The sequence below is a fragment of the Bogoriella caseilytica genome, assembly GCF_003752405.1.
In the GTDB taxonomy this organism is placed as follows: Bacteria; Actinomycetota; Actinomycetes; order Actinomycetales; family Actinomycetaceae; genus Allobogoriella; species Allobogoriella caseilytica.
In genome coordinates this window covers 48734-71253 of record NZ_RKHK01000001.1, presented here as the reverse complement: position 1 = coordinate 71253, position 22520 = coordinate 48734, and the positions used below count along the sequence as shown (strand labels likewise).

The window sequence follows — 22520 nt, the reverse complement described above, 5'->3', positions numbered from 1 at the left end:
CGCCGCAGTCACTAGTCTTGCCGCATGCGGGCCATCTTCATCCACGGCGCCGGCCGCGCGGGGCCGCAGGCCTGGCCGGCTCAGGCCGGTCCGCCATGGCTCCCGCAGGGCGCTCTGCCCATGGCGCGAGAAGACCTGGCCTTCGTTGAGCGCATCGTGCCCGGAGACGACCCGGAGGTCACGGTCCCGGCGTATGCCGCACTCCTCGGCAACGATCCGGGCCACGTCGTCGCCCACTCCTACGGCGCCATCGCCGCGCTCCTGCTTGCGGAGCGCCACGGCGCCGCGACGCTCACCCTGATCGAGCCGGCAGCACTCTCCCTGTCCGCTACCGCGCCGGCCACCTGCGCGCACATCGAGGTGATGGCCGCCGTCTACGAGCTGGCCTCGGACGTCCAGGTCTCGGACGCCGAGTTCTTCCGGCGATTCAGCGAAGCGTTAGGGAGTCCGGCGCCGCCCCTGCCGGACGAGGAGCTGTCGGGGCTGGGAGCACATCTGCGCGCCCTGCGCCCTCCGTGGAGCGTGGAGGTCGACCCCGCGGTCAGCACACGCGTGCCCACGCTGGTGGTGACCGGCGCGGGGGAGGAGATGTACGGCGACGTCGCGAGAGTGCTCACCGCCCACGGGGCGCAGCATGTGGAGATTCGCGGCACCGGTCACCGGCCGCAGGATGATGAACGCCTCAGCGCTCTGCTCCTGCAGCATTGGAGCGGGCACTCGGGCTCATGAACGCCCTGGTGAGCGAGCGAACTCGGGGGGCCTGAGCCCGCTGGTGCCGAGCCGGGACCGGCCGCGCAGCTCTGGCACAGTGACCCTATGCCTGCTGACCAGCCCACTATCCTCGCCACCTCTGGCGGCTACCGCGCTCCCGACCGGGGGGACGTCGCCTTCGGGCCGCTGGTCCACCACGCCGTCGATCTCTCCGGCGCTGCAGGCCGCCCGCGGATCTGCCAGCTCGGTACCGCCTCGGGAGACCAGCGCTTCCGGGCCGGCATGTTCGCCGAGGCTGCGCACCGGGCGGGCTTCGATCTGCTGAACCTGAATCTCTTTCCCATGCCCACGGTGGAGGACGTCGAGGAGACGGTGCTCGCACACGACGTCGTCTGGGTCCACGGCGGCTCGGTGGTGAACCTGCTCGCCGTCTGGCGCGCCCACAACCTGGACCGGATCATGCGCCGCGCCTGGGGGCAGGGCGTGGTGCTGGCCGGGATCAGCGCCGGGTCGATCTGCTGGTACCGCGGCGGCACCACCGACTCTTACGGCCCGCCGCTGCGGCCGATCACCGACGCCCTCGGATTCCTGCCCTACGGCAATGGCGTGCACTACGACGCCGAGGCCGGACGGCGTCCACTGATGCACGACCTGGTCCGTGACGGCGTCTTCGGCGAGGCGCACTGCACCGACGACGGCGTGGGCCTGGTCTACTCCGGCACGGAGCTGGTGGAGGCGGTCACCGAGCGGGACGGTGCGGCCGGCTACCTCGTACGCCCCGACGGCGCGGGCGGTATCGACGAAGAACGCCTGGAGACGCGTCTGCTCAGCTAGCCCGAGCGGCAGCAGCACCGCGCTGACCTGCCCTCTCACCTGAGCTGTTGACTCCGTGTCAGTGGGGACTGAGACTATCTAGATCGAACACATGTTCTAGATTTTTCAGGAGGGAGGTGCTCATGAGCGTGGCGTCTCTGGACCGCTTGGCTGCGGCCCGTTCGGCCTTGAGTAGTGCTGAGATGCGCACGGGCGTGCGCCGTGAGGAGATCGAGGTCGAAGGCTTCGATGACGGGGCCCACCTCACCCTCCCGGCAGCTCTGGCTCCCTTGACCCCCACCGGCACCTTGCCCCGCGGTGCGGTGGTCCAGGTCACCGGTTCCACCTCACTGCTCCTGGCTCTGGCGGGGGCAGCCACGGGCGAGGAGGGCTGGTGCGCGGTGGTGGCCTGCCCGCACCTGGGCTGGCGGGCTGCTGCTGCCGCCGGGCTCTCAGTGGAGCGCACCGTGGTCATTCCCGCTCCGGGCCCCGATGCCCCGACGGCGATCGGCGCCCTGGCCGAGGGCATGGACGTGCTCGTGCTCGGGGCCTGCCCGGCCCTGCGGGATCGGGACCGCCGCAGCCTGGCCGGTCGTTTGCGCGCCCGGGACGCCCTGCTGTTCTCCCATGCACCCTGGCCCGGAGCGCGGGTCACGCTGCGGGCCGAGCACGAGGAGCCACAGCAACTCGGGGAAGGCCTGCGACTGACCGTGCATGCCACCGGGCGCGCAATACCGGGTACCTGGAGTAGCCAGCTGATCCTCGGTGATGGCCCACCCCGGGCCGAGCCGCACTCGCAGGCTGCCGCTCCGGCCCGCCACCTGCGGGCGGTGTGAGATGACCACGCAGGCCACGGGAGCCAGCTCCCCAGCGGCCCTGCCTGCCCAGGAGTGCGCCCAGGCCACCACCACGACGGCGGTGCGGCGCGCGGTGGTCTGGGTGCCGGACTGGCCGGTGGTGGCAGCGGTGGCTGAAGGGCTTCTCGACCCAGCCGTTCCGGCAGCGGTGCACGATGCCCGTGGCCGGATTGCTGTGGCCTCCGCGCCGGCCCGCCGGGTGGGGGTGCGCCGCGGCATGCGACGGCGCACCGCTCAGGAACTCTGCCCTGAGCTCGAGTTGCTCGCGGGAGACGAGACCCGGGAGGCGCGGGCTTTTGAACCGCTGGTGGCCGTAATCGAGGAGGTGGTGGCCGAGGTCTCGGTGCTGCGCCCCGGTCTGCTGCTGTTGCCCGCTCGGGGCCCGGCCCGCCACGTCGGGGGAGAGGAGACGCTCGCGGAGGCGCTGGTGGGGGCCGTAGCCGAGCACGCCGAATGCCAGGTGGGAATTGCCGATGGTCTCCTCGCCGCCCTGCTCGCGGCACGCGCGGGCGTGATTCTTCCCGGCGGCGGGTCAGCTGGTTTTCTCGCCGACCACGACGTCGCCGCCCTGACCTGGTTGGAAACCACCAGTCGTGGCCGAAGCGAGACCGAAGAACTCATCGGCTTGCTGCGGCGTCTGGGCCTGCACAGCCTGGGAGCTTTCGCGGCACTGGATCCCGGCGATGTGGCCGCCCGCTTCGGCGCTCATGGTGCGATCGCCCACCGGTTGGCGCGGGGGTTGGAGGCGCGGCCGGTCGCCTCGCGGCGCCTGGAACAGGATCTGGTGGCCTCCGCGGTGCTCGACCCCCCGGCGGAACGCGCCGACCGGGCAGCCTTTGCGGCCCGGTCGCTGGCGGAGGAACTCGCTGACTCCCTGGCCCGGCGCGGCGCTACGTGCGGGAGGTTGTGTGTCACGGCGCGCACCGAGGACGGCGGGGAGCTCGCCCGCACCTGGACCCTCGATGGCGCACCCACTGCCGCTGAGCTCACCGACCGGGTCCGGTGGCAGCTCGAGGGCTGGCTCTCCGGCCGCAGTGGCAAGCCGCCCTCGGCCCCGCTGATCCGATTGGAACTTCTCGCCCAGGAGGTTGCCGCGGCTGGCGGTGCGCAGGATGGCCTCTGGGGCCGGCGCAGTGATGGTGAGGTGCGGGCCGCACGTGCTGCCGTCCGGCTCCAGGGCCTGCTCGGCCCCGATGCGGTGCAGGTGCCCGTCCTCCAGGGTGGGCGCGACCCACGCAGCATGGCGCGCCTGGTGGCCTGGGGCGATGAGGCCTCTCCCGAGCGCCCTGTGGAGGCTCCCTGGCCAGGCAGTGTGCCGCCGCCCTGGCCGGCCACCGTGCCCGCGGAACCGATCGTGGTTGAGCTCCTCGACCGCGCAGGCCAACCCGTGCGGGTGGATGCACGCGGGCACATCAGCGCCGCCCCTGCCGTGGTGGTGGCGCCCCGTCCGGCGCCGAAAGCCGGTCCGGCAGAGGCGGCGTTGGCGGAACTCCTGCCGCCGGGAAGTCACCCGGTGCAGTCCTGGGCCGGCCCATGGCATGGCAGCGAACGGTGGTGGACGGCCCAAGCGCGCCGCCGCGCCTACCTCCAGGCCGCGACACGAGCGCCGCAGGCCAGTGCCCGCCGATCCATCCTCCCGCTCCTGCTTGTCCTGGAGGCCGGTGTCTGGCGGGTCGAGGGGATCTATGACTAGTGAGCGTGCCTCAGCGCGCCCTGCGGAGACGGCGGCCGATGAGGTACATCTCGCACCCGAGGCAGAAGCCGAAGGCGGCGTTCAGGAAGGCTGCCACCAACGCGATCGCCGCGGACGCCGTGACCGCCCATGGCACGCCGGCCAGCGCCAGGATCAGCCCGGCGCCGGTGATGACCAAGCCCACCGTCTGCGCGAAACGCGGCGGGGCGGGGTCCTCGAGTTCGGTGGGAGGACTCAGGCGCGGGCGCACCAGGGAGCGGAAGACCAGCCCTTGCCAGGTGCCCTGCGCGCCGCGCGCCGCACCGAGGGCGAAGGACGTCACCACGACGGCGAGCACCACCTGACCGGCAAGAGTCTCGCCGAGGAGCACCGCGGCCATGAGCAGGATGGCTGTCAGCGCAGCGCCGAAGCGTGGGCCGCGCGGGTCGATGCCGGCCCGCGCACTGCGCTCAGTGCTGGTCACCTGTTCCGCATTCATTCCTGCTCCCTCAGATCCTGGATCTGTTCCCGCGACGGCACGCCGCGGATCACTCCACGCAGTGTCCCCGTGGCATCGAAGACCGCGGAGGAGGGGGTGCTCATGATCCCGAGGCGTGAGACGACCCCAAGATGGTCATCGGCCATGACCACCGAGAAGGCCGCGCCGTCCACACTGCCGGTGAAGTCTCGCCATCGCCGCTCGCTGGCGCGGCAGTTCGAGCAGATCGGCGCAGAGATCTGCACGATGGACAGCCGATCTCCGCGGGCCACGGCCTCGCCGAAGTCCGCAAGCGTGAGTGCTCCGCCGCGGCGCGTGGTCCGTAAGGTGCCGCGCCGCCGGGACAGGAGCAGCCACGCCGCGCTGGCCACGAGCAGCAGCGCGAGGACTCCGAGCAGTCGCGGGAGAAGATCCGCCATCCTCCGACCGTACTCAGCCCTTCGCCCTCCTGTGGGTGACGCGCACCGCAACGGCAATCCTGAGACACGTGCGTGGTGCGGCGATGCCGGCGGGAGCACAGGGGAGAGCCCGCGCACGAGAAAGGGCCGGAGGGCACTACGCCCTCCGGCCCTTCCTCAGCGATGCTTAGCGAGCGCGCTGCGGGCGACGCTCGAAGCGACCGGCGTCGCGGGAGTCCGCGCTGCGCTGCGTGCGGAAGCCGCCGGTCTTGGCGCCGTGCTTGGGGCCGGTGTCGCGACGGATGCGGAGCTTGCGTCCCGCCACCATGGCGCCGCCGACGCGGGCTGCGGTCTCGTCGTCAAGCTCGGTGGTGATGTCCACCAGGGAGAACGACGGCATGATGTCGATCTTGCCGATGTCGGAGCCGCGCAAGCCGCCTTCGCCGGTGATCGCACCGACGATGGCGCCGGGCTGGACGCCGTCCTTGTGACCGACCTCCACGCGGTAACGCACGCCCGAACCTTGCGGGCGACGGCCGCCGCGCTCAGCGGAGCTCTTACGGGGTTCGCGCTCCTGGCGCGAATCGAAACGGACCTGACCGGACTCTTCCGTGGCGACGCCGTCGCGCTCGTTGCGCGGGCGAGGGCCTTCGTCGCCGACGGCCAAGGCCATCAGTGCTGCCGCGGCGTCCTCGATGGAGGTCTCGTTGGCCGCGGCGTGCTCGCGGAGCACCTCGCGGTACATGTCCAGCCGCCCGGCCTCGACACGCTCGCCGAGCCGCGTGACCAGCGACTTGGCCTTGTGGGCGGAGACATCGGCCGGGGTGGGCAGTTCGACCTCTTCGAGCTTGGAGCCGGTGGCCCGCTCGATCCGCTTCAGCAGCATCCGCTCACGCGGGGTGAGGAAGGTCAGGGCGATCCCGGTACGCCCGGCGCGGCCGGTGCGGCCGATGCGGTGGACGTAGGAGTCGGTTTCCTTGGGCACGTCGAAGTTGACGACCAGGCCGATGCGCTCGACATCGAGACCACGCGCGGCCACATCGGTGGCCACGAGCACGTCGAGCGTGCCCGAGCGCAGCCGCTCCACGAGGCGTTCGCGGTCCCGCTGGGGAACATCGCCCGAGAGGCCGGCTGCGGCGATGCCGCGGGCGGTGAGCTCCAGGGTGACCTCCTCGACGGCGGCCTTGGTCCGCACGAAGACGATCGCGGCATCCGCCTCGGAGACCGACAGCACGCGGGCCACGGCTCCAGCCTTGTGCTTGTACGGCACCACGGCATAGGTCTGGTGGATGGTGGAGGTGGTCGATGCCGGGCGGGTCACCGAGATCCGCACGGGGTTGTTCAGGTGGGTGTCCGCCACGCGGCGGATCGCCGGCGGCATGGTGGCTGAGAACAGCGCCGTCCGGCGGTCGCCCGGCACGTGTGCGGCAATGGTCTCCACGTCCTCGGCGAAGCCCATGCGCAGCATCTCGTCGGCCTCGTCGAGCACGAAGAAGCGCACGCCCGACAGCTTCAGTGCGCCGCGCTCGATGAGATCCATGACGCGGCCGGGGGTGCCGACCACGACCTGGGCGCCGTTCTTGAGCGAGCGCAGCTGCGGAATGTAGGAGGAGCCGCCATAGACAGCGAGCACCTCGAGGCGGCTGGCGCCGGTGAAGGAGTCGATGGCGTCAGCCACCTGCATCGCCAGTTCGCGGGTGGGGGTCAGCACCAGGGCCTGGACGGAACGCTCCTGCGTGTCCAGCGCCGCCAGCAGCGGGAGTCCGAACGCGGCGGTCTTGCCGGTTCCGGTCTGGGCCACGCCCACGACGTCGCGGCCCGAGAGCAGCATCGGGATGGCCTCGGCCTGAATGTCGGTGGGGGTGGCGAAGCCGAGGGCTTCGACGGCGGCCAGCAGGTCGGCGGGCAGTCCGAGGTCGGCGAAGGCCGGCAGCTCGGGAGCATTGTCAATGGGCAGGGACAGGTCAGTGGACACAGCGGTCACAGGTCACTCATCTCAGATCGAGCGGAGCGCGGGGTTCATCTCAGCCAGGTCGGCTGCAGCACCATCCGCTCGTCCCTGTCCACGCCGGGCGCCTTCGCGCCGCGGTCTCACAATCAGGGCCTGGCGGCAAGGAAGTCCTCACAGTGCACTCCAGGTTCAGCTAGGAGTCTAGAGCCCCGACTCTCAGATCTCACGGTGCCGGCGCGGTGAGCTTGCCCACCACCGACGTTCCGGTGAGGTCTACTCGCTTGCCTCCGCCTCGGCAATGGCCGCGTCGATGCGCGCGGTGCTGGCCCGGTGCCAGAGGTAGGGCACCAGGGCCGCGCAGACCAGGGCGGCAACGAGGAAGGGCAGGCGAAGAGCCATGTCGCGAGTGACCGCGGTCTCGGCGATGCTCACGATCACCCCACCGGCCAGGGCGCCGATGGACATCATTCCCCAGCCGAAGAAGCGGTAGACGGAGTTCACGCGGCCGAGCAGGTGGTCCGGGATGATCGTCTGTCGCAGCGAGAGCGTGATGATGTTCCACAGCACGGCGAGCAGCCCGCCGAAGGCGAACAGCGTCCAGACCAGCACCGGGTGGGGGAAGAGGCCGATGAGTAGACCCTGGGCGACGGTGGCAATCAGCACCACGCGCAGGGACATCCCCGAACTCATCCGCTTCGCGATCGGTTCGGCGACCACCGTGCCCAGGATGGCGCCGGCGGCAGCACCGGTGGCCAGCACGCCGAAGCCGGTGGCCCCCAGGCCCAGGACTTCCTGGGCGAAGAGCACGGCCATGGCGCCGGTGGCCGCCATGGCCCCGTTCATCACTCCCAGGCTGATGGCCAGGGCGCGCAGGAGTTGGTGATCCCACAGCCACCGAAATCCCTCGCACAGGTCGGTGGTCCAGCCGCGCGTCGGTACCGGCGCCGTGCTCGCCGCCGCGGCGTCGACCAGCGGCGTGGGCGTGGTGTGGGGTGCGGGAGCTCCCGGGCGCGGCTTCGCGCGGAAGCTCCCGGTGATGCGCAGCATGAGCAGGCCGGCGACGGCGAAGAGCACCGTGGTGGCTCCCAGGGGCACCACGAGCGCGAAGCCGAGCAGCACTCCGGCCAGCGGTGGGCCGATAAAGCTGTCCGCGGTCACCTCCGCACCCCAGAGCCGGGAGTTCGCTCGCCGTAGCTGAGGCTTGAGCACCACCGCCGGCAGCATGGTCTGGGCGGCGTTGTCCCGGAGTACCTCCGCCGAGCCGACGAGCAGCGCGGTCAGGTAGAGGGCGGCAAGGATCCAGCCCGCTGATCCGGGAGGCTCGGCCAGCCCGGCCTCGACCTCGCCCGGATCTGGGATGACCGACTGCTGGACGAGCACCACCACCGCGAAGGCGCCGATCATCAGGGCGCGGACGGCGTCCATCGCCACGATGAGGCGGCGGCGGTCCACCCGGTCGGTGATCACCCCGGCGGGCAGCGAGAAGACGAGCCAGGGCAGTCGTGAGCACAGCACCACCAGAGTGATGAGCATCGGATCGCGAGTCAGTGCCGTGGCGATCCACGGGATGGCGATCTTCGACAAGCCGTCGGCGAGGTTCGCGCTGAAGGCGGCCGGTAGTAACATCCGGAAGTTGCGGCCGAGCGGCTCGCGAGCGTCTGTCACTGTTCGGCGTCGATCTCAGAGGCGAGCCGGGCGCGGTCAGTGGGATAGATGCCGACAGTGAAGCCGAAGGTCACCTCACCACCGCGCTCCTGGTGAGTGAACTCGTTGGCGAGGTCGTGCAGCCGGTCCCGCCACTCCTCGGCGCGTTCGGCCGGAATGCGTACGTGCCGGTGCACGATCGAGGCGGGCAGGCCGGTGTTCGGCGCCACCCGCGCAGCCTCATCAGCCACTCGCTGGGCTGTCGCGCCGGGCTCCACCGCTGCTTCGGCGGTGCGCTCGTAGTAGAAGACGCGCGCCGTGCGGCCGTAGTACTTCGCCGTGAGTGCCCGCACCTGCTGGGTGCGCACCACATGAATCAGCCCGGCCGACTCGAGGGCTTTGAGGTGATGTCCCACCGTCCCCTTGGGCTTGTCGAGCGTCTCGGCCAGTTCGGCGGTCGTGGCGGCGCGCTCCAGGAGGAAGGAGACGATCTCTCTGCGGGTGGGCTCGAAGAGCGCCTTGTACTGCTCGGGCTCGGTGAGCATGAGGGAGTCGGCGAGTTCATAGTCCGGCGTGGTGAGCGCGGAGGTGCCCTCGTGAGGATCGGTCTTGTCGGCCATTCCAGTATGGTCGGGGAAAGCCGACCATACTGTCAATGCCGACCGTAACGGTCAGTCAGGGGAGTCTCGGTTCGTTTGACGAGCCGGGGCGTGCCTAGACTCGACGGCGCGCCCGCCCGTCTCGCGGATGCGCCCGGATCGGGACGGATCACCCGCCACGCCTGAAGGAGGCCCACAGTGCTTCGCACGCACACCGCAGGATCCCTGCGCGCCAGCGACATCGGTTCCACCGTCACCCTCGCCGGATGGGTGGACCGCCGACGCGACCACGGAGGAGTGGCCTTCATTGATCTGCGTGACGCCTCCGGTATTGCCCAGGTGGTCATTCGCGATGAGGACGTCGCCCACGAGTTGCGCGCCGAGTACGTCCTGCAGGTCACCGGGGAGGTGTCCCAGCGCCCGGAGGGCAATGCCAACTCCGACCTGCCCACCGGTGAGATCGAGGTCGTGGCCGCCGAGGTCGTGGTGCTCAACGCCGCCGCGCCGCTGCCCTTTCAGGTGTCCGAACACGCCCAGGACTCCGGCGCCGTCGGTGAGGAAGCTCGACTGCGCCATCGCTATCTCGACCTGCGCCGCAAGCCCCAGGCCGAGGCACTACGGCTGCGGTCCCAGGCCAACCGAGCTGCGCGCCGGGTGCTCGAGCGGCATGACTTCACCGAGGTGGAGACCCCGACGCTGACGCGGTCGACGCCCGAGGGTGCGCGCGACTTCGTGGTGCCTGCTCGCCTTAGCCCCGGCTCCTGGTACGCCCTCCCACAGTCGCCCCAGCTCTTCAAGCAGCTGCTCATGGTGGCCGGGGCTGAGCGGTACTACCAGATCGCGCGCTGTTACCGCGACGAGGACTTCCGCGCGGACCGTCAGCCCGAGTTCACCCAGCTCGACGTCGAGATGAGCTTCGTGGACCAGGAGGACGTGATTGCGGTCTCCGAAGAGATCCTCACCGAGCTCTGGAAGCTCATCGGCTACGACATCCCGAAGCCCATTCGGCGGATCACCTACCGCGAGGCGATGGAGAGGTACGGTACCGACAAGCCTGACCTGCGCTTCGGCCTGGAGCTGACCGAGCTCACCGAGTACTTCGCCCAGACTCCCTTCCGCGTCTTCCAGGCGCCCTACGTCGGTGCCGTGGTGATGCCCGGAGGGGCCTCCCAGCCGCGCCGGACCTTCGATGCCTGGCAGGAATGGGCCAAGCAGCGCGGCGCCAAGGGTCTGGCGTATGTGACCGTGGCTGAGGACGGCACCCTCGGTGGCCCAGTGGCTAAGAACCTCTCCGAGACCGAGCGCGAGGGCCTGGCAGCCGCTGTGGGCGCTCAGCCCGGTGACTGCGTCTTCTTCGCTGCAGGCCAGCCCCGGGAGTCTCGATCACTGCTCGGCGCTGCCCGCCTGGAGATCGCCGAGCGGGTCGGCCTCATCGAGGAGGGCACGTGGTCCTTCGTCTGGGTGGTGGATGCGCCGCTCTTCGAGTCCGCCTCTGCCGCGCAGGCCGCCGGCGACGTCGCGGTCGGCTCCGGTGCCTGGACCGCCGTGCACCACGCCTTCACCGCCCCCAAGCCCGAGTGGACGGACTCCTTCGAAGAGGACCCGGGCGCCGCGCTCTCGAACGCTTACGACATTGTTTGCAACGGCAACGAGATCGGCGGGGGTTCGATCCGTATCCACCGCCGCGAGGTCCAGGAGCGGATCTTCGCGCTCATGGGTATCGATGCGGAGGAGGCTGAGGAGAAGTTCGGTTTCCTGCTCGAAGCCTTCCAGTACGGCGCCCCGCCGCACGGCGGCATCGCCTTCGGCTGGGACCGGATCGTGGCACTGCTGGCCGGCGTGCCCTCGATCCGCGATGTCATCGCCTTCCCCAAGTCCGGCGGCGGCTATGACCCGCTGACCGCCGCCCCGGCGCCCATCACCGCGCAGCAGCGCAAGGAAGCCGGAGTGGACGCCAAGCCGGAGCCGCAGGAGGCGGCACCGGCCTCATGACGGTCTCCGCCGTCGAGACGCTGGGCAGACTCCACCGCTTTCCCTTCCTGCGGGCCAACGCCCACCGTTGGCGCCCGGAGCGTGTGTGGGAAGCAGAAGGTGGTCGGGACGCCGCCCTGCTCACCACCCCCGGACACGCCGGGCGGATGCTCGTGGGCACGGGTGAACCGCGGCAGCTTGCTCCGGTGCTGGCCGAGGTGGTGCACTCCGGGCAGATCGGGCCGGTGGACCGGGCGCTCCTGACCGCAGGTACGTGGCAACTTCTCCCGGAGGAGGCCCGCGCCTCGTCCGGAATGGAACGCGTCAGCCAATGGGACTGGATGCGCACCAGTGAAGCGCCGGCCCCGGTGCCCGGCGAGGATCGCGCCGGTCCCGTGGGCACGGGGGAGGAGGCGCTCCAGACCGTCTACCCGGTGCTGCACGCCGGCTATCCGGAACGCGGCGCCCGCCCCAGCGACGTCGAATCGCTGTGGTGGGGGTATACCCATCCCGGCGATGATCAGGTGCCGCCGGGGCTGGCAGCGGTGGTGGCGGCCACTGTGCCCGATGCTCACGCCGCTCCCGGCGCGGGAGTGCATCTGGCCGCCGTCGCCGTCGATCCGCGTTACCGACGGCGCGGCGTGGCCACGGCCCTGACAGCGGCGATCACCCGTTGGGGAATCAGCCAGCACGGCATGGTCCACCTCGGGGTGTACTCGGACAACGCTGCGGCCATCGGTATCTATCGAGCGCTCGGCTTTCACTTCGAGATCAGCGTGGAGACGCTCACCCCTGCTTCCTCGTGAGCGTGCCGGCCCACCGTAGCCGCCCGTAGCCGCCCGAGTAGCGGTGCTGCTGCCGTGGCCCTGAGGATCGATCTGGCCCCGCTGCGGCCTACCCCGTGCGTGCGGCCTACCCCATGAGTCGGGCGGGTCAGCGTAGGGGCAGGGCGACCCGGAGCGTCCACGTCTGGTCTTCCACGCTGGTGTCGAGCGTTCCACCGAAGAGCGTGGCGCGCTCGGTCAGGCCCAGTAGCCCGAAGCCCGAGCCAGGGCTGGGGGACTTCCGCGTTCGCCCCGACGTCGTGGAACTGGGAGCGATCTCGTTGCAGATGATCATCTCGACCTCCTGCTCGCCGAAGGTGATGATGAACTCGGCATGACCGGGCCGCGCGCCGTGCTTGAGGATGTTCGTGGTGGCTTCCTGGGCGATGCGCACCAGGTTGACCTCGATGGACTGAGGAAGTTCGCGTGCCCCACTCCAGGTGGCCTTGGTGGAGATGCCGGTGCTGGTGAGGTGGTCGACGAAGTGCGCCACGCGGGCCCGGAGGCTGCCCGAGGTCGCAGCTCGCTGACTGCCAGGCCTGGAATCGTCGTCGTGGAGGACGGCTAGCAGGCGCCGCATGTCTCCCGCCGTCTGCTGGGCGGCGTCCCCGATGGCTCGGTGCGAACGGCGGCGTTCCTCGGCATCACTGATGAACTCCAGGGCACGGGACTGCATGGCAATCACAGTGAGGCCGTGCCCCACGATGTCGTGGAGTTCCGCGGCCAGTCGCCGGCGCTCCTTGGCCAGGGCCTCCTTGCGGGCGGCCTCGTAGTCCGCAGCCATGCGGTTCATAGTCGAGGACATGCGGCGGAAGGCCAGTCCAATGCCAACAGCGCCGGCGATGAAGGCGGACATCACAACCGCGTCCAGCCAGATGACGCTCTCCCTGGCCATGACCGCCAGCCATGGCCAGCCCGCCGCTATGGCAAGAAGGACGATCCGCGCAGGCTTAGTGCAGGCATACGCCACCAGCGCCGCGACGAGGACAATGCCGATGCTGAAAGTCGCGGGGTCGGTCCACCCGAGAACCGCGAATGCCCCCACCAAGTAGAGCAAGCCACCTAGGGCAGGCTGCCACGCAGTGAGGATGACGAGGGCGCTGGTCAGTGCGGAGCTGACGAGCGAAGCCTGATCTGCGGCTTCGAGCTGAAAGAAGTAGGCAGAAGCCTCAAGGGCAAAGAGTAGAGCGAAACCGACCGTGATCGCCCACCGGGTCCACTGTGGTACGGCGTGCTCGCTACGTGCCCAGGTGGCTGCATCTGAGAAGCCGAAGCGTGTCATCCGCGCCAGAATGCCAGCAATCGACGTCCGTTGGTACCTCGGTTCAGCGAATGCGGCAGAGCCAAGCCATCACGCTGCAAATGTAGGAGTCGGGCGTCACGACCGGCTCTTGAACCTCGACCAGGGAAGGGCTGAGAACGGGAGCCCGCTCTGCGCCGGCTGCCGAGGCGGAGGCGGCGGGCGCCATCACGAGCAGGGTGGCGGCGGTGATGGCGAACAGGCGGGAGCGAGTACGGGAAGTGCGCATGGTGATCTGCCTTCTGGAGTAGTGACGTAAGTTGTTTTGCCCCTGTGACCTAAGGATGCCTGAGCGGGGCACCCAGGTAGTAGCTACGTGAGTAGCGACTTCTTCACTACCTAAGTCGGGGGTCGATCGTGGCCGGACCTGTCGGCTAGCTTGTGCAGGTGATCCGGGTACTCATAGTCGACGACCAACCGCTCATGGCCCATGCTCTCGGCGTCTTCGTCGACGCCGCCGAAGGCTTGGAGTCCGTCGGTATCGTCTCCGACGGTGAGGCGGGGGTCGTTGCGGCCCGCAACTTCCTGCCGGACGTGGTGCTGATGGACATGCACATGCCGGTCATGAACGGCGTGGACACGACTCGCGCGATCGTGAGCGAGAACCCGGAGATCAAGGTGATCGCGGTCACCACCTTCGCCTCGGACGAGTACCTGGTGCCGGCGCTGCGCGCCGGAGCCTCGGGTTATCTCGTCAAGGACGCCCGTCCCGAGGAAATCGTGGCCGCCATCCGCGAGGTCCACGCCGGTGGTTCGGTAATCTCGCCGCGGGTGACGCAAGAGCTGATCTCGGCGGTGCGATCGGCACCCATCGCTCCTTCCAGCGGCTCTGACGCTGAGGCCGAGGCGGCCACGCTCAGTGATCGCGAACTGCAAGTGGTCCAGGGCCTGGCCCGTGGGCTGTCCAACCTGGAGATCGCCGAGGAGCTCAGTCTCTCGGAGGCCACCGTCAAGGGGCATATGGGACGCGTCATGGCCAAGTGGCAGCTCCGTGACCGCGTCCAGGTGCTGGTGCACGCAGCGAGCCTGGGCATCGTCCAGCTCGGAGCCCTGCCGCACGACTAGCGGCGATCGCGGTCGAGGTCCCTGTCGTCCCCGGCACCTACGCTGAGGGTATGGACCTCTTCCAGGCCGCGAGTTCCGACAACTCCGGCGTCCCCGCGCCGCAGGATCGCTCCCCGCTGGCGGTGCGGATGCGCCCGGCCACCTTGGACGAACTGGTCGGCCAGGAGCACCTTCTCGAGGCAGGCAGCCCGCTCCGGCGCCTGGTGGAGCCATCGCCGGAAGACGCAGGTGGCGATGCGCCTCGCCGCCGCATCAGCCCGTCCTCGGTGGTGCTCTGGGGTCCGCCCGGAACGGGCAAGACCACCCTGGCCTACCTCATCGCCCGCGCCTCAGAGCGTCGTTTCACCGAACTGTCGGCGGTCACTGCCGGTGTTAAGGATGTTCGCGCCGTCATTGAGGATGCGCGACGTCGCCTGGTCACCAGTGGCGAGGAGACCATCCTCTTCATCGATGAGGTCCACCGATTCTCGAAATCCCAGCAGGATGCGCTGCTGCCCGCGGTGGAGAACCGGTGGGTCACGCTGGTCGCCGCCACCACGGAGAACCCGAGCTTCTCGGTGATCTCGCCGCTGTTGTCTCGCTCGCTCATGCTCACGCTGCGTCCTCTGGAGGAGGAGCATGTGCGCCGGCTCCTCTCGCGAGCGCTGACAGATGAGCGTGGCCTGGGCGGCGCCCACGGGCTGGACGATGACGCCGCGGACCACCTGCTACGACTGGCCGGAGCCGATGCGCGCAAGGCGCTCACCATCCTCGAGGCGGCGGCGGGTTCGGCCGAGGCGGCGCAGGAGCAGGACATCACCCTCCAGGCGGTGGAACGTGCGATCGACGTCGCCGCCGTCCGCTATGACAAGGCCGGCGATCAGCACTACGACGTCATCTCGGCGTTCATCAAGTCCATGCGGGGCTCGGATGTCGATGCTGCGCTGCACTATCTCGCCCGGATGATCGTGGCGGGGGAGGACCCGCGCTTCATTGCCCGCCGTGTGGTGATCGCAGCCGCTGAGGAGGTCGGCATGGCTGACCCCACTGCGCTCCAGGTGGCCATGGCGGCGGCTGACGGAGTCTCCTTCATCGGGATGCCAGAGGCCCGGATCCTGCTCGCCCAGGCCGTGGTGCACATCGCCACCGCCCCGAAGTCCAACGCCTCCCACCGAGCGCTCGATGCCGCGATCGCCGATGTGCGCGCCGGGAAGGTGGGCGCGGTCCCCGCCCCGCTGCGCGACGGGCACTATGCCGGCGCCAAGGACCTCGGCCACGGCGTGGGATACCGCTATGCGCACGACTATCCGCACGGCATCGCTCCCCAGGAGTACGCGCCCGACGGGCTGCGTGGCACCCGCTACTACCGCCCGACCGGGCACGGGCATGAGCGGGAGATCACAAGCCGTCTTGAGGCGATCCACCGCCTGCTGGGCCGTGATCCGGAAGGCTCCTGATAAGCTGTTGCGGTTGCCTGGAGGTCGATCCGCACTGTGTGCGGACTGGCACCAAGCCCTGGGGTCCCGGCCGTCATGGCTGACCCCACGCTTTGCCCGCCGGGCGGAGCGTGACGACAGAAACAGGAAGAAACGGAGCCCTCCGTGGCCATTTCACGAACTCGCCGCCAGGTGCGCCTCTCGCGCGCCCTCGGCCTGGCCCTCACCCCCAAGGCCAAGAAGTACTTCGACAAGCGCCCCTACGGCCCGGGCGAGCACGGCCGTGCCCGCAAGCGCCAGGAGTCCGACTACGCCGTCCGTCTGAAGGAAAAGCAGCGTCTGCGCGCCCAGTACGGCATCCGCGAGGCCCAGATGCAGCGGGTGTTCGAGGAGGCCCGCCGCGAGCAGGCTCTGACCGGTGAGTCCCTCATCGAGTTGCTCGAGATGCGCCTGGACGCCCTCGTGCTGCGTGCTGGCTTCGCCCGCACCTCGGCGCAGGCACGCCAGGCCGTGGTGCACCGCCACATCCTGGTCGACGGCCAGCTGGTGGACCGCCCCTCTTTCCGCGTGAAGCCGGGTCAGGTCATTCAGGTCAAGCCGAAGTCGCAGACCACGGTGCCCTTCCAGGTCGCCGCGGCCGGTGCGCATCGCGATGTGCTTCCCAACGTCCCGGCTTACCTGGACGTCTCGCTGGAGAAGCTCCGCGCCGAGCTGACCCGCCGCCCCAAGCGCGCTGAGGTGCCCGTCATCTGCAACGAGCAGCTCGTCGTCGAGTACTACTCGCGCTGAGGCATCGCCTCACTCTCGATCCTGATCGAGCATCCTGCGCCCCGGGGGGTCGGCTTCGGCCGGACGCCCCGGGGCGCCGTTGTCTGCCGGGAGGATCGCAAGACGGTAGATTCGCGCAGAGCCGTAGCGACTCGCTCGCTGCCTCCCGGGACATCTGTTCCCGGGCAACCCGCAGAAGGAGATCCCCATGTCCATCGGTGACATCGCCGGCCTGATCGCTGCCATCGCCTTCGTCATCCTGGTGCTGGCCCTGGCGGTCCCGCTGGTCAAGCTCGGTCGAGTCCTGGATGAAGCCCGTGGCACCGTCCGGCGGATCACCGACCACACCCTCCCGGCCATCGACGAGACGGTGCTGACGATCAAGTCCACCAACGAGCAGCTCGCGAAGGTCGACACGGTGACCACCTCTGCGGCGCGGGTGACCGAAGACGTCTCGGCGCTCACCACGCTGGTCTCGGCCACCGTGGGCGGCCCGTTGATCAAGGTCTCGGCCTTCTCCCATGCCGTGCGGGCAACCTTCCGTGGCTTCAAACACCGGCCTGATGGTGGCCGTCGCTCGCATGCGAAGGACGCCTACCACCAGCGTGAGAGCGACCTTCGCGCTGCGCTGCTCATCGACGATGGCCCCACCCCTGCTCCCTGAGCGATCCGCCAGATTGCCCCACACCCACCACCGCGCCGTCCCGGCACCCGGCCCGAACAGGAACCATGCGCACCGCTGAGATCCGCTCCCGCTACCTCGACTTCTTCGCCAAGCGCGGCCATGAGGTTGTGCCCAGCGCCTCCCTCATCTCACCCGACCCCTCGATCCTGTTCACGATTGCGGGGATGGTTCCCTTCATCCCGTACATCGTGGGAACCGAGCCGGCCCCGTGGCCGCGGGCGGTGTCGGTGCAGAAGTGCATCCGCACCAACGACATCGAGAATGTCGGCCGCACCACGCGCCACGGCACGTTCTTCCAGATGGGCGGGAACTTCTCCTTCGGGGACTACTTCAAGCAGGGCGCCATCGATCTTTCCTGGGAGCTGCTGACCACCTCCCAGGACGACGGCGGCTTCGGGGTGGATCCCGAGCGCCTGTGGATCACGCTGTGGGAGAAGGACGAAGAGTCCTACCGGCACCTCACCGAGGTCGTCGGCCTCAGCACGGATCGCATTGTGTTGCTGCCTTGGGAGGAGAGCTGCTGGGACACCGGCCAGCCCGGCCCGGCCGGCTCCACCGGAGAGTGGCACTACGACCGCGGCCCGGAGTTCGGCCCCGAGGCGGTGAGCGGCCAGGTCGACCAGTGGCCCGGCAGCGCACAGGCCGAGGACCGATACATCGAGATCTGGAACCTCGTCTTCGATCAGTTCCTGCGCGGGCCCGGCAGCGGCAAGGACTACGAGCTCGTCGGCGAGCTGGAGCAGACCGCGATCGACACCGGCCTGGGCGTCGAGCGTCTCGCGTACCTGCTGCAGGGCGAAGACAACATGTACGAGATCGACGAGACCTTCCCCGTGATCGCCGCGGCCGAGCAGATGAGTGGGCGCACCTACGCCAAGGGCGAGGGGTCCACCGCTGAGGACGACGTGCGTTTCCGCGTGGTGGCCGACCATGTCCGCAGTGCCCTGATGCTCATCGGTGACGGTGTGCGGCCCGGCAACGAGGGGCGCGGTTACGTGCTGCGCCGTCTGATCCGGCGAGCGGTGCGCGCCATGCGCCTGCTCGGCGTGGACGAACCGAGCCTGCCGGTGCTGCTCCCCGCGTCCAAGGACGCCATGAAGGCCTCCTATCTGGAACTCGACGCCGACTTCGCACGGATCTCGCAGATCGCCTACGCCGAGGAAGAGTCCTTCCGGCGCACGCTGGCCGCCGGAACCACCATGCTGGAGACGGCGGTGGCTGCCGCCAAGGAGACCTCGCCGCAGCGGCCCCTGGTCTCCGGCGAGACCGCCTTCGCACTGCACGACACCTCAGGCTTCCCCATCGACCTCACCCTGGAGATGGCCGCCGAGCATGGCGTCCAGGTCGATGAAGCGGGTTTCCGCGCCCTGATGGACGAGCAGCGTCAGCGCGCTCGCGCCGATGCCATGGCCAAGAAGACCGGGCATGTCGACGCCGCGTTGTACACCGATCTCCAGCAGCGACTGGACGCCCCCGTCCAGTTCCTCGGCTACACCGACCACGCCGCGCATTCGCATCTGAAAGGGCTCCTCGTCGACGGGCAGCCTGCGGCCGCCGCCACTGCCCCTGCGGATGTCGAACTGGTCTTGGACGTCACTCCCTTCTACGCCGAGGCCGGCGGCCAGCTCGCCGACCAGGGCACCATCTCCTTCGCCGGGGGCGGGGTCGTGGATGTCGCCGATGTCCAGGCTCCGATCAAGGGCTTGACCGTGCACCGCGGGCGCCTCACCGAGGGCAGCATCACCCTCGACGAGCAGGCCGTCGCCAGCATCGACAGCGCCCGGCGCAAGGCCATCGCCCGGGCCCACACGGCGACGCACATGGTGCACAAGGCGCTGCACGAGCACATCGGGGACCAGGCCACCCAGGCCGGTTCGGAGAACGCCCCGAACCGCATGCGCTTCGACTTCCGCCACGGGTCCTCGGTTCCCGCCACGGTGCTGGGTGAGATCGAGGAGCGGGTGAACGATCAGCTCGCGGAAGACCTTGAGGTCACCGACGAGATCATGGATATCGACTCCGCCCGCGCCGCTGGTGCGATGGCACTCTTCGGAGAGAAGTACGGCAACCGGGTGCGGGTGGTCTCCATCGGCGGGGACTGGTCGAAGGAGCTGTGCGCCGGCACCCACGTGCCTGGCACCGGCACCCTGGGCCGGGTCACCCTGCTCGGGGAGTCCTCCATCGGTTCGGGAGTGCGGCGTGTCGACGCCCTCGTCGGCCCGGGCGCCTACAGCTACCAGGCCAAGGAACACGCCCTCGTCGGGCAGCTCTCCACTCTGATCGGGGCGCGCCCCGAGGAACTCCCGGAACGTATTGACGGTCTCATGGGCCGGCTGAAGGCCGCGGAGAAGGAGCTGGCCAAGCTGCGCCAGGCCCAGTTGCTGGCCCAGGCCGCTGGCATCGCGGCTGAGGCCAAGGCGACGCCGGGAACGGTGCGCGTGGCCACCCACGATGCCGGTGAGGTCAGCGCCGCTGATGAACTCCGCACCCTTGCGCTGGACATCCGCTCGCGGCTGGGTGACGACGCGCCGTCGGTGGTCGCCATCGGGGGAGTGAGCAAGGGCCGCCCGGTGGTCGTCATCGCCACCAATGCTGGAGCTCGCGAGGCCGGACTGCGTGCTGGCGCACTGGTGCGGACTGCCGCGCAGACGCTTGGCGGTGGCGGCGGCGGGAAGGACGACGTCGCCCAGGGTGGCGGCACCAACCCCTCAGCACTGCCTGAGGCACTCTCCGCGGTGCGTGAGAACGCTCTCGGAGCGGACACCCCGTGACCGACCTGCGCGAGGGGTTGCGCCGCGGCGTGCGGATCGCGGTGGATGTCGGGCAGGCTCGCATCGGTGTCGCGGCGTGTGACGCCGACGGCATCCTGGCCACCCCGGTGCGCACGGTCGCTCGCCACGACGGCAGCGACGTCGCGGAGATCGTGCAGATCGCCGCCGAGCGCGACGCCATCGAGATCCTGGTCGGACTGCCGCGCACGCTGCGCGGTGACGAGGGCGTGGCCGCTCGCGAGGCACGCAACTTCGCCCGCAAGCTTGCCAAGGCGGCCGGTGTCCCGGTGCGCATGCTCGACGAGCGCCTCACCACGGTGACCGCGCATCAACAGCTGCATGCCGCGCAACGACCTATGGTCGAGCATCGATCCGTCGTGGATCAGGCCGCCGCCGTGGTCATCCTCGAGCAGGCACTGGAAACCGAGCGCCGTACCGGCGCCCCCGCAGGGGAGCTGTTCCCGTCCAAGCCCACCAGGCAGGAGGATGAGCTGTGAGCGACATCTTCGCCCCCGTGACGCCCGCGGGTGGCGCACAGCAAGGCCGGTCCCGTCGACGCAACGCTGATCGCCGGGCCCGCCAGCGCCTGCGCCGCAGACGCCGCGTCCGCGCGATCATCGTGGTGCTCATCGCACTGCTCGTCGTCGGCGCGGTGGCCTACTGGGCGGTGCCTCGGGTGATGGACATGTTCGCCGGCTGCGGCGACCCCGACGTGGTCACCGATTATGACGGCCCCGGCCACGGTGAGGTTCGCGTCCAGATCCCGGAGGGCGCCTCAGGCCGGGAGATGGGGAACGTGCTCGAAGAGGCCAACGTGGTGGCCACCTCGGATGCCTTCGTCGAGGCTTTCCAGGGCAACCCGAATGCCGCCCTCATCCAGCCCGGTGCGTACGACCTGCGCGAGGAGATGTCCGGCGAGGGCGCCGTGCTCGCGCTGCTGGACACCGCGAATCGCGCCGAGGTGATCATCACGATCCCCGAAGGCTTCACTACCTGGCAGGTGTACGCGCGTATCGCCAACATCGTCGGCGTCTCCGAGGACGAGGTCGAGGAGGTCGCCGGGGATGCCGAGGCGATCGGTCTGCCTGACGAGGCCGGGGGGAACCCTGAGGGCTGGTTCGGCCCGGCCACCTATCGTTTCGAGCCCGAGACCGAGGTGTCCGAGATCCTTGCCGCGATGGTGAACCAGACGATCGCACGCTTTGAAGAGCGAGGCGTGGAGCCGGGCGAGCGCCAGGAGATCCTCACCATCGCCTCCATCGTGGAGCACGAGGTCAACCTCGATGAGTACCGCGGCCAGGTGGCCCGGGTGGTCTTCAACCGCCTTGAGGGTAGTGGAGGCACCAACGGGTACCTCCAGATGGACTCCACCACCAACTACGGCAACGGGCGCACTGGTGGTGTTCCCACCACGGCGGAGAACGAGGACCCCGACAACGAGTACTCCACCTACGTTTACGACGGCTTGCCCCCCACGCCCATCGGCTCGCCCGGTTCCGCCACCATCGACGCGGTCATCGACCCACCCGAGGGTGACTGGGTCTACTTCGTGACGGTCAACCTGGACACGGGTGAGACGAAGTTCGCGGACAACTACGACGAGCACTTGGGCTACGTCCAGGAGTTGCGCGATTGGATGGCCGAGAACCGGTGAGCACCCGCCAGGCCGCGGTGCTCGGCTCACCGGTGGCCCACTCGCTCTCGCCCCTGCTGCACTCGGTGGCCTACCGGTGCCTCGGCCTCGAGGGCTGGAGCTATGGCTACCGGGAAACCACGGCAGCGGAACTCCCGGCGGTGGTGGCAGAACTGGATGCGAGCTGGGCCGGCCTGTCGCTGACCATGCCGCTGAAGCAGGCGGTTCAGCCGCTGCTCGACGTCATCGATCCGCTCGCCGAAGTCACCGGAGCCGTCAACACCCTGGTGGTCACCCCGGGCCGGGACGGCCGGGCCGGCACCCTCAGCGGATTCAACACCGACGTCGAGGGGATCGTGACCGCGTTACGCGAGGTGGCCCCGGCCGGATGGCAGCCGGGCTCGGCCACCATCCTCGGAGCCCGCGCGACCGCCTCCTCGGCCCTGGCGGCCCTCGGGGAGCTCGGTGTCACCGACGCGCAACTGCTCGCGCGGAGCATCGGTGGGCCCGGGTCGGCTCTCCTCGCGGCGCACCAGATGGGCCTGAGCCCGCGACACCGCCCGTGGCGAGACCCGGCTGCCGGCGCCTCGGCTGTGCTGGAGCGCGGCCTGCCCGACGTCGTGATCTCCACGGTGCCGGCCGGTGCGACCGATGAACTGGCTGAGCAGCTCGATGACCGGCTCGGTGCTGAGGGCTCGCTGGCCGGGAGCATCCTGCTCGACGTGGTCTATCACCCGTGGCCCACGCCCCTGGTGGAGCTGTGGCAGCGGCGCGGGGGCACAGTGGCACCCGGCTGGGCCATGCTGCTGCATCAGGCGGTCGCCCAGGTGCGGCTGTTCACTGGCCGCGCTCCTGGTGCTGCGGATGTGGACGCCATGCGCACGGCGCTCACCGCGGAGCTGGCCGAGCGCTCACGCTCAGCCAGCTAGCTTGCGGTGCGATCT

Annotated in this window: 20 protein-coding genes and 1 pseudogene; 14 read left to right on the top strand and 7 right to left on the bottom strand. The window is 69.7% G+C overall.

The genetic code is table 11. The annotated features are described in order from the left end of the window. The first annotated feature begins 24 nt into the window (after positions 1 to 24). The 4 genes and pseudogenes from EDD31_RS00325 to EDD31_RS15105 form a co-directional block, all read left to right on the top strand. The gene (locus tag EDD31_RS00325) at positions 25 to 729 is read left to right on the top strand and encodes an alpha/beta fold hydrolase (RefSeq protein WP_123302410.1); all 705 of its coding nucleotides are present in this window, start codon (positions 25 to 27) and stop codon (positions 727 to 729) included. Between the two features lie 87 nt (positions 730 to 816). Then, positions 817 to 1545 (top strand): Type 1 glutamine amidotransferase-like domain-containing protein, encoded by a 729-nt coding sequence (locus EDD31_RS00320; RefSeq protein WP_123302409.1) that lies wholly within the window; start codon positions 817 to 819, stop codon positions 1543 to 1545. 122 nt (positions 1546 to 1667) lie between these two features. Beyond that, entirely contained in the window at positions 1668 to 2360 is a 693-nt protein-coding gene (locus EDD31_RS00315) for a hypothetical protein (protein ID WP_148058819.1), read from the top strand. Then, positions 2293 to 2871, top strand: a pseudogene (locus tag EDD31_RS15105) (Y-family DNA polymerase); the annotation flags it as partial. The gene EDD31_RS00315 and the pseudogene EDD31_RS15105, both read left to right, overlap by 68 nt. Positions 2872 to 4084: 1213 nt before the next feature. On the opposite strand, the gene EDD31_RS00305 reads toward EDD31_RS15105, so the two are convergent. The 5 genes from EDD31_RS00305 to EDD31_RS00285 all read right to left on the bottom strand — a co-directional run bounded on the left by EDD31_RS00305 (position 4085) and on the right by EDD31_RS00285 (position 9165). Beyond that, positions 4085 to 4552, bottom strand: coding sequence for a DUF4395 domain-containing protein (locus tag EDD31_RS00305; protein ID WP_123302407.1), 468 nt, complete (start codon positions 4550 to 4552; stop codon positions 4085 to 4087). Continuing rightward, positions 4549 to 4971, bottom strand: coding sequence for a thioredoxin family protein (locus tag EDD31_RS00300; RefSeq protein WP_123302406.1), 423 nt, complete (start codon positions 4969 to 4971; stop codon positions 4549 to 4551). Before EDD31_RS00300 ends, EDD31_RS00305 begins: the two co-directional genes overlap by 4 nt. A gap of 166 nt (positions 4972 to 5137) precedes the next feature. Next, positions 5138 to 6934 carry a DEAD/DEAH box helicase gene (locus EDD31_RS00295; protein WP_123302405.1) on the bottom strand — a complete coding sequence of 599 codons (1797 nt, stop codon included), beginning with the start codon at positions 6932 to 6934 and terminating at the stop codon, positions 5138 to 5140. A 240-nt stretch (positions 6935 to 7174) separates the two neighbouring features. Further along, entirely contained in the window at positions 7175 to 8566 is a 1392-nt protein-coding gene (locus EDD31_RS00290) for an MFS transporter (protein WP_211336013.1), read from the bottom strand. After that, the gene (locus tag EDD31_RS00285) at positions 8563 to 9165 is read right to left on the bottom strand and encodes a winged helix-turn-helix domain-containing protein (protein WP_123302404.1); all 603 of its coding nucleotides are present in this window, start codon (positions 9163 to 9165) and stop codon (positions 8563 to 8565) included. The genes EDD31_RS00290 and EDD31_RS00285 overlap by 4 nt, the downstream gene beginning before the upstream one ends. A gap of 177 nt (positions 9166 to 9342) precedes the next feature. Between EDD31_RS00285 and aspS the strand changes: the two genes are divergently transcribed. Together aspS and EDD31_RS00275 are read left to right on the top strand one after the other, a co-directional pair. Continuing rightward, positions 9343 to 11136, top strand: a complete 1794-nt coding sequence (gene aspS / locus EDD31_RS00280) for an aspartate--tRNA ligase (protein WP_123302403.1) — start codon at positions 9343 to 9345, stop codon at positions 11134 to 11136. After that, positions 11133 to 11921 carry a GNAT family N-acetyltransferase gene (locus EDD31_RS00275; RefSeq protein ID WP_123302402.1) on the top strand — a complete coding sequence of 263 codons (789 nt, stop codon included), beginning with the start codon at positions 11133 to 11135 and terminating at the stop codon, positions 11919 to 11921. Before aspS ends, EDD31_RS00275 begins: the two co-directional genes overlap by 4 nt. 127 nt (positions 11922 to 12048) lie before the next feature. Here EDD31_RS00275 and EDD31_RS00270 read toward each other — a convergent pair whose 3' ends face one another. After that, positions 12049 to 13221, bottom strand: coding sequence for a sensor histidine kinase (locus tag EDD31_RS00270; RefSeq protein WP_123302401.1), 1173 nt, complete (start codon positions 13219 to 13221; stop codon positions 12049 to 12051). Between the two features lie 43 nt (positions 13222 to 13264). Further along, complete coding sequence (locus tag EDD31_RS00265) at positions 13265 to 13468, bottom strand: hypothetical protein (protein ID WP_123302400.1); 204 nt, start codon at positions 13466 to 13468, stop codon at positions 13265 to 13267. A 158-nt stretch (positions 13469 to 13626) separates the two neighbouring features. Between EDD31_RS00265 and EDD31_RS00260 the strand changes: the two genes are divergently transcribed. The 8 genes from EDD31_RS00260 to EDD31_RS00225 all read left to right on the top strand — a co-directional run bounded on the left by EDD31_RS00260 (position 13627) and on the right by EDD31_RS00225 (position 22505). Continuing rightward, positions 13627 to 14304, top strand: a complete 678-nt coding sequence (locus tag EDD31_RS00260) for a response regulator (protein WP_123304890.1) — start codon at positions 13627 to 13629, stop codon at positions 14302 to 14304. Positions 14305 to 14354: 50 nt separating this feature from the next. Next, positions 14355 to 15740 (top strand): replication-associated recombination protein A, encoded by a 1386-nt coding sequence (locus tag EDD31_RS00255; RefSeq protein WP_123302399.1) that lies wholly within the window; start codon positions 14355 to 14357, stop codon positions 15738 to 15740. Between the two features lie 144 nt (positions 15741 to 15884). After that, positions 15885 to 16508, top strand: coding sequence for a 30S ribosomal protein S4 (rpsD, locus tag EDD31_RS00250; protein ID WP_123302398.1), 624 nt, complete (start codon positions 15885 to 15887; stop codon positions 16506 to 16508). A 187-nt stretch (positions 16509 to 16695) separates the two neighbouring features. Then, the gene (locus tag EDD31_RS00245; protein WP_123302397.1) at positions 16696 to 17151 is read left to right on the top strand and encodes a DUF948 domain-containing protein; all 456 of its coding nucleotides are present in this window, start codon (positions 16696 to 16698) and stop codon (positions 17149 to 17151) included. Positions 17152 to 17216: 65 nt separating this feature from the next. Further along, entirely contained in the window at positions 17217 to 19943 is a 2727-nt protein-coding gene (alaS, locus tag EDD31_RS00240) for an alanine--tRNA ligase (protein ID WP_123302396.1), read from the top strand. Further along, positions 19940 to 20440: a Holliday junction resolvase RuvX gene (gene ruvX / locus EDD31_RS00235; RefSeq protein WP_211336011.1), complete on the top strand. Its 501-nt coding sequence runs from the start codon at positions 19940 to 19942 to the stop codon at positions 20438 to 20440. The genes alaS and ruvX overlap by 4 nt, the downstream gene beginning before the upstream one ends. Continuing rightward, the gene (gene mltG, locus EDD31_RS00230; RefSeq protein WP_123302395.1) at positions 20437 to 21597 is read left to right on the top strand and encodes an endolytic transglycosylase MltG; all 1161 of its coding nucleotides are present in this window, start codon (positions 20437 to 20439) and stop codon (positions 21595 to 21597) included. The genes ruvX and mltG overlap by 4 nt, the downstream gene beginning before the upstream one ends. After that, a complete protein-coding gene (locus EDD31_RS00225) occupies positions 21594 to 22505 on the top strand; it encodes a shikimate dehydrogenase (RefSeq protein WP_123302394.1) in 912 nt (303 codons plus the stop codon). The genes mltG and EDD31_RS00225 overlap by 4 nt, the downstream gene beginning before the upstream one ends. The last annotated feature ends 15 nt before the right edge of the window (positions 22506 to 22520 follow it).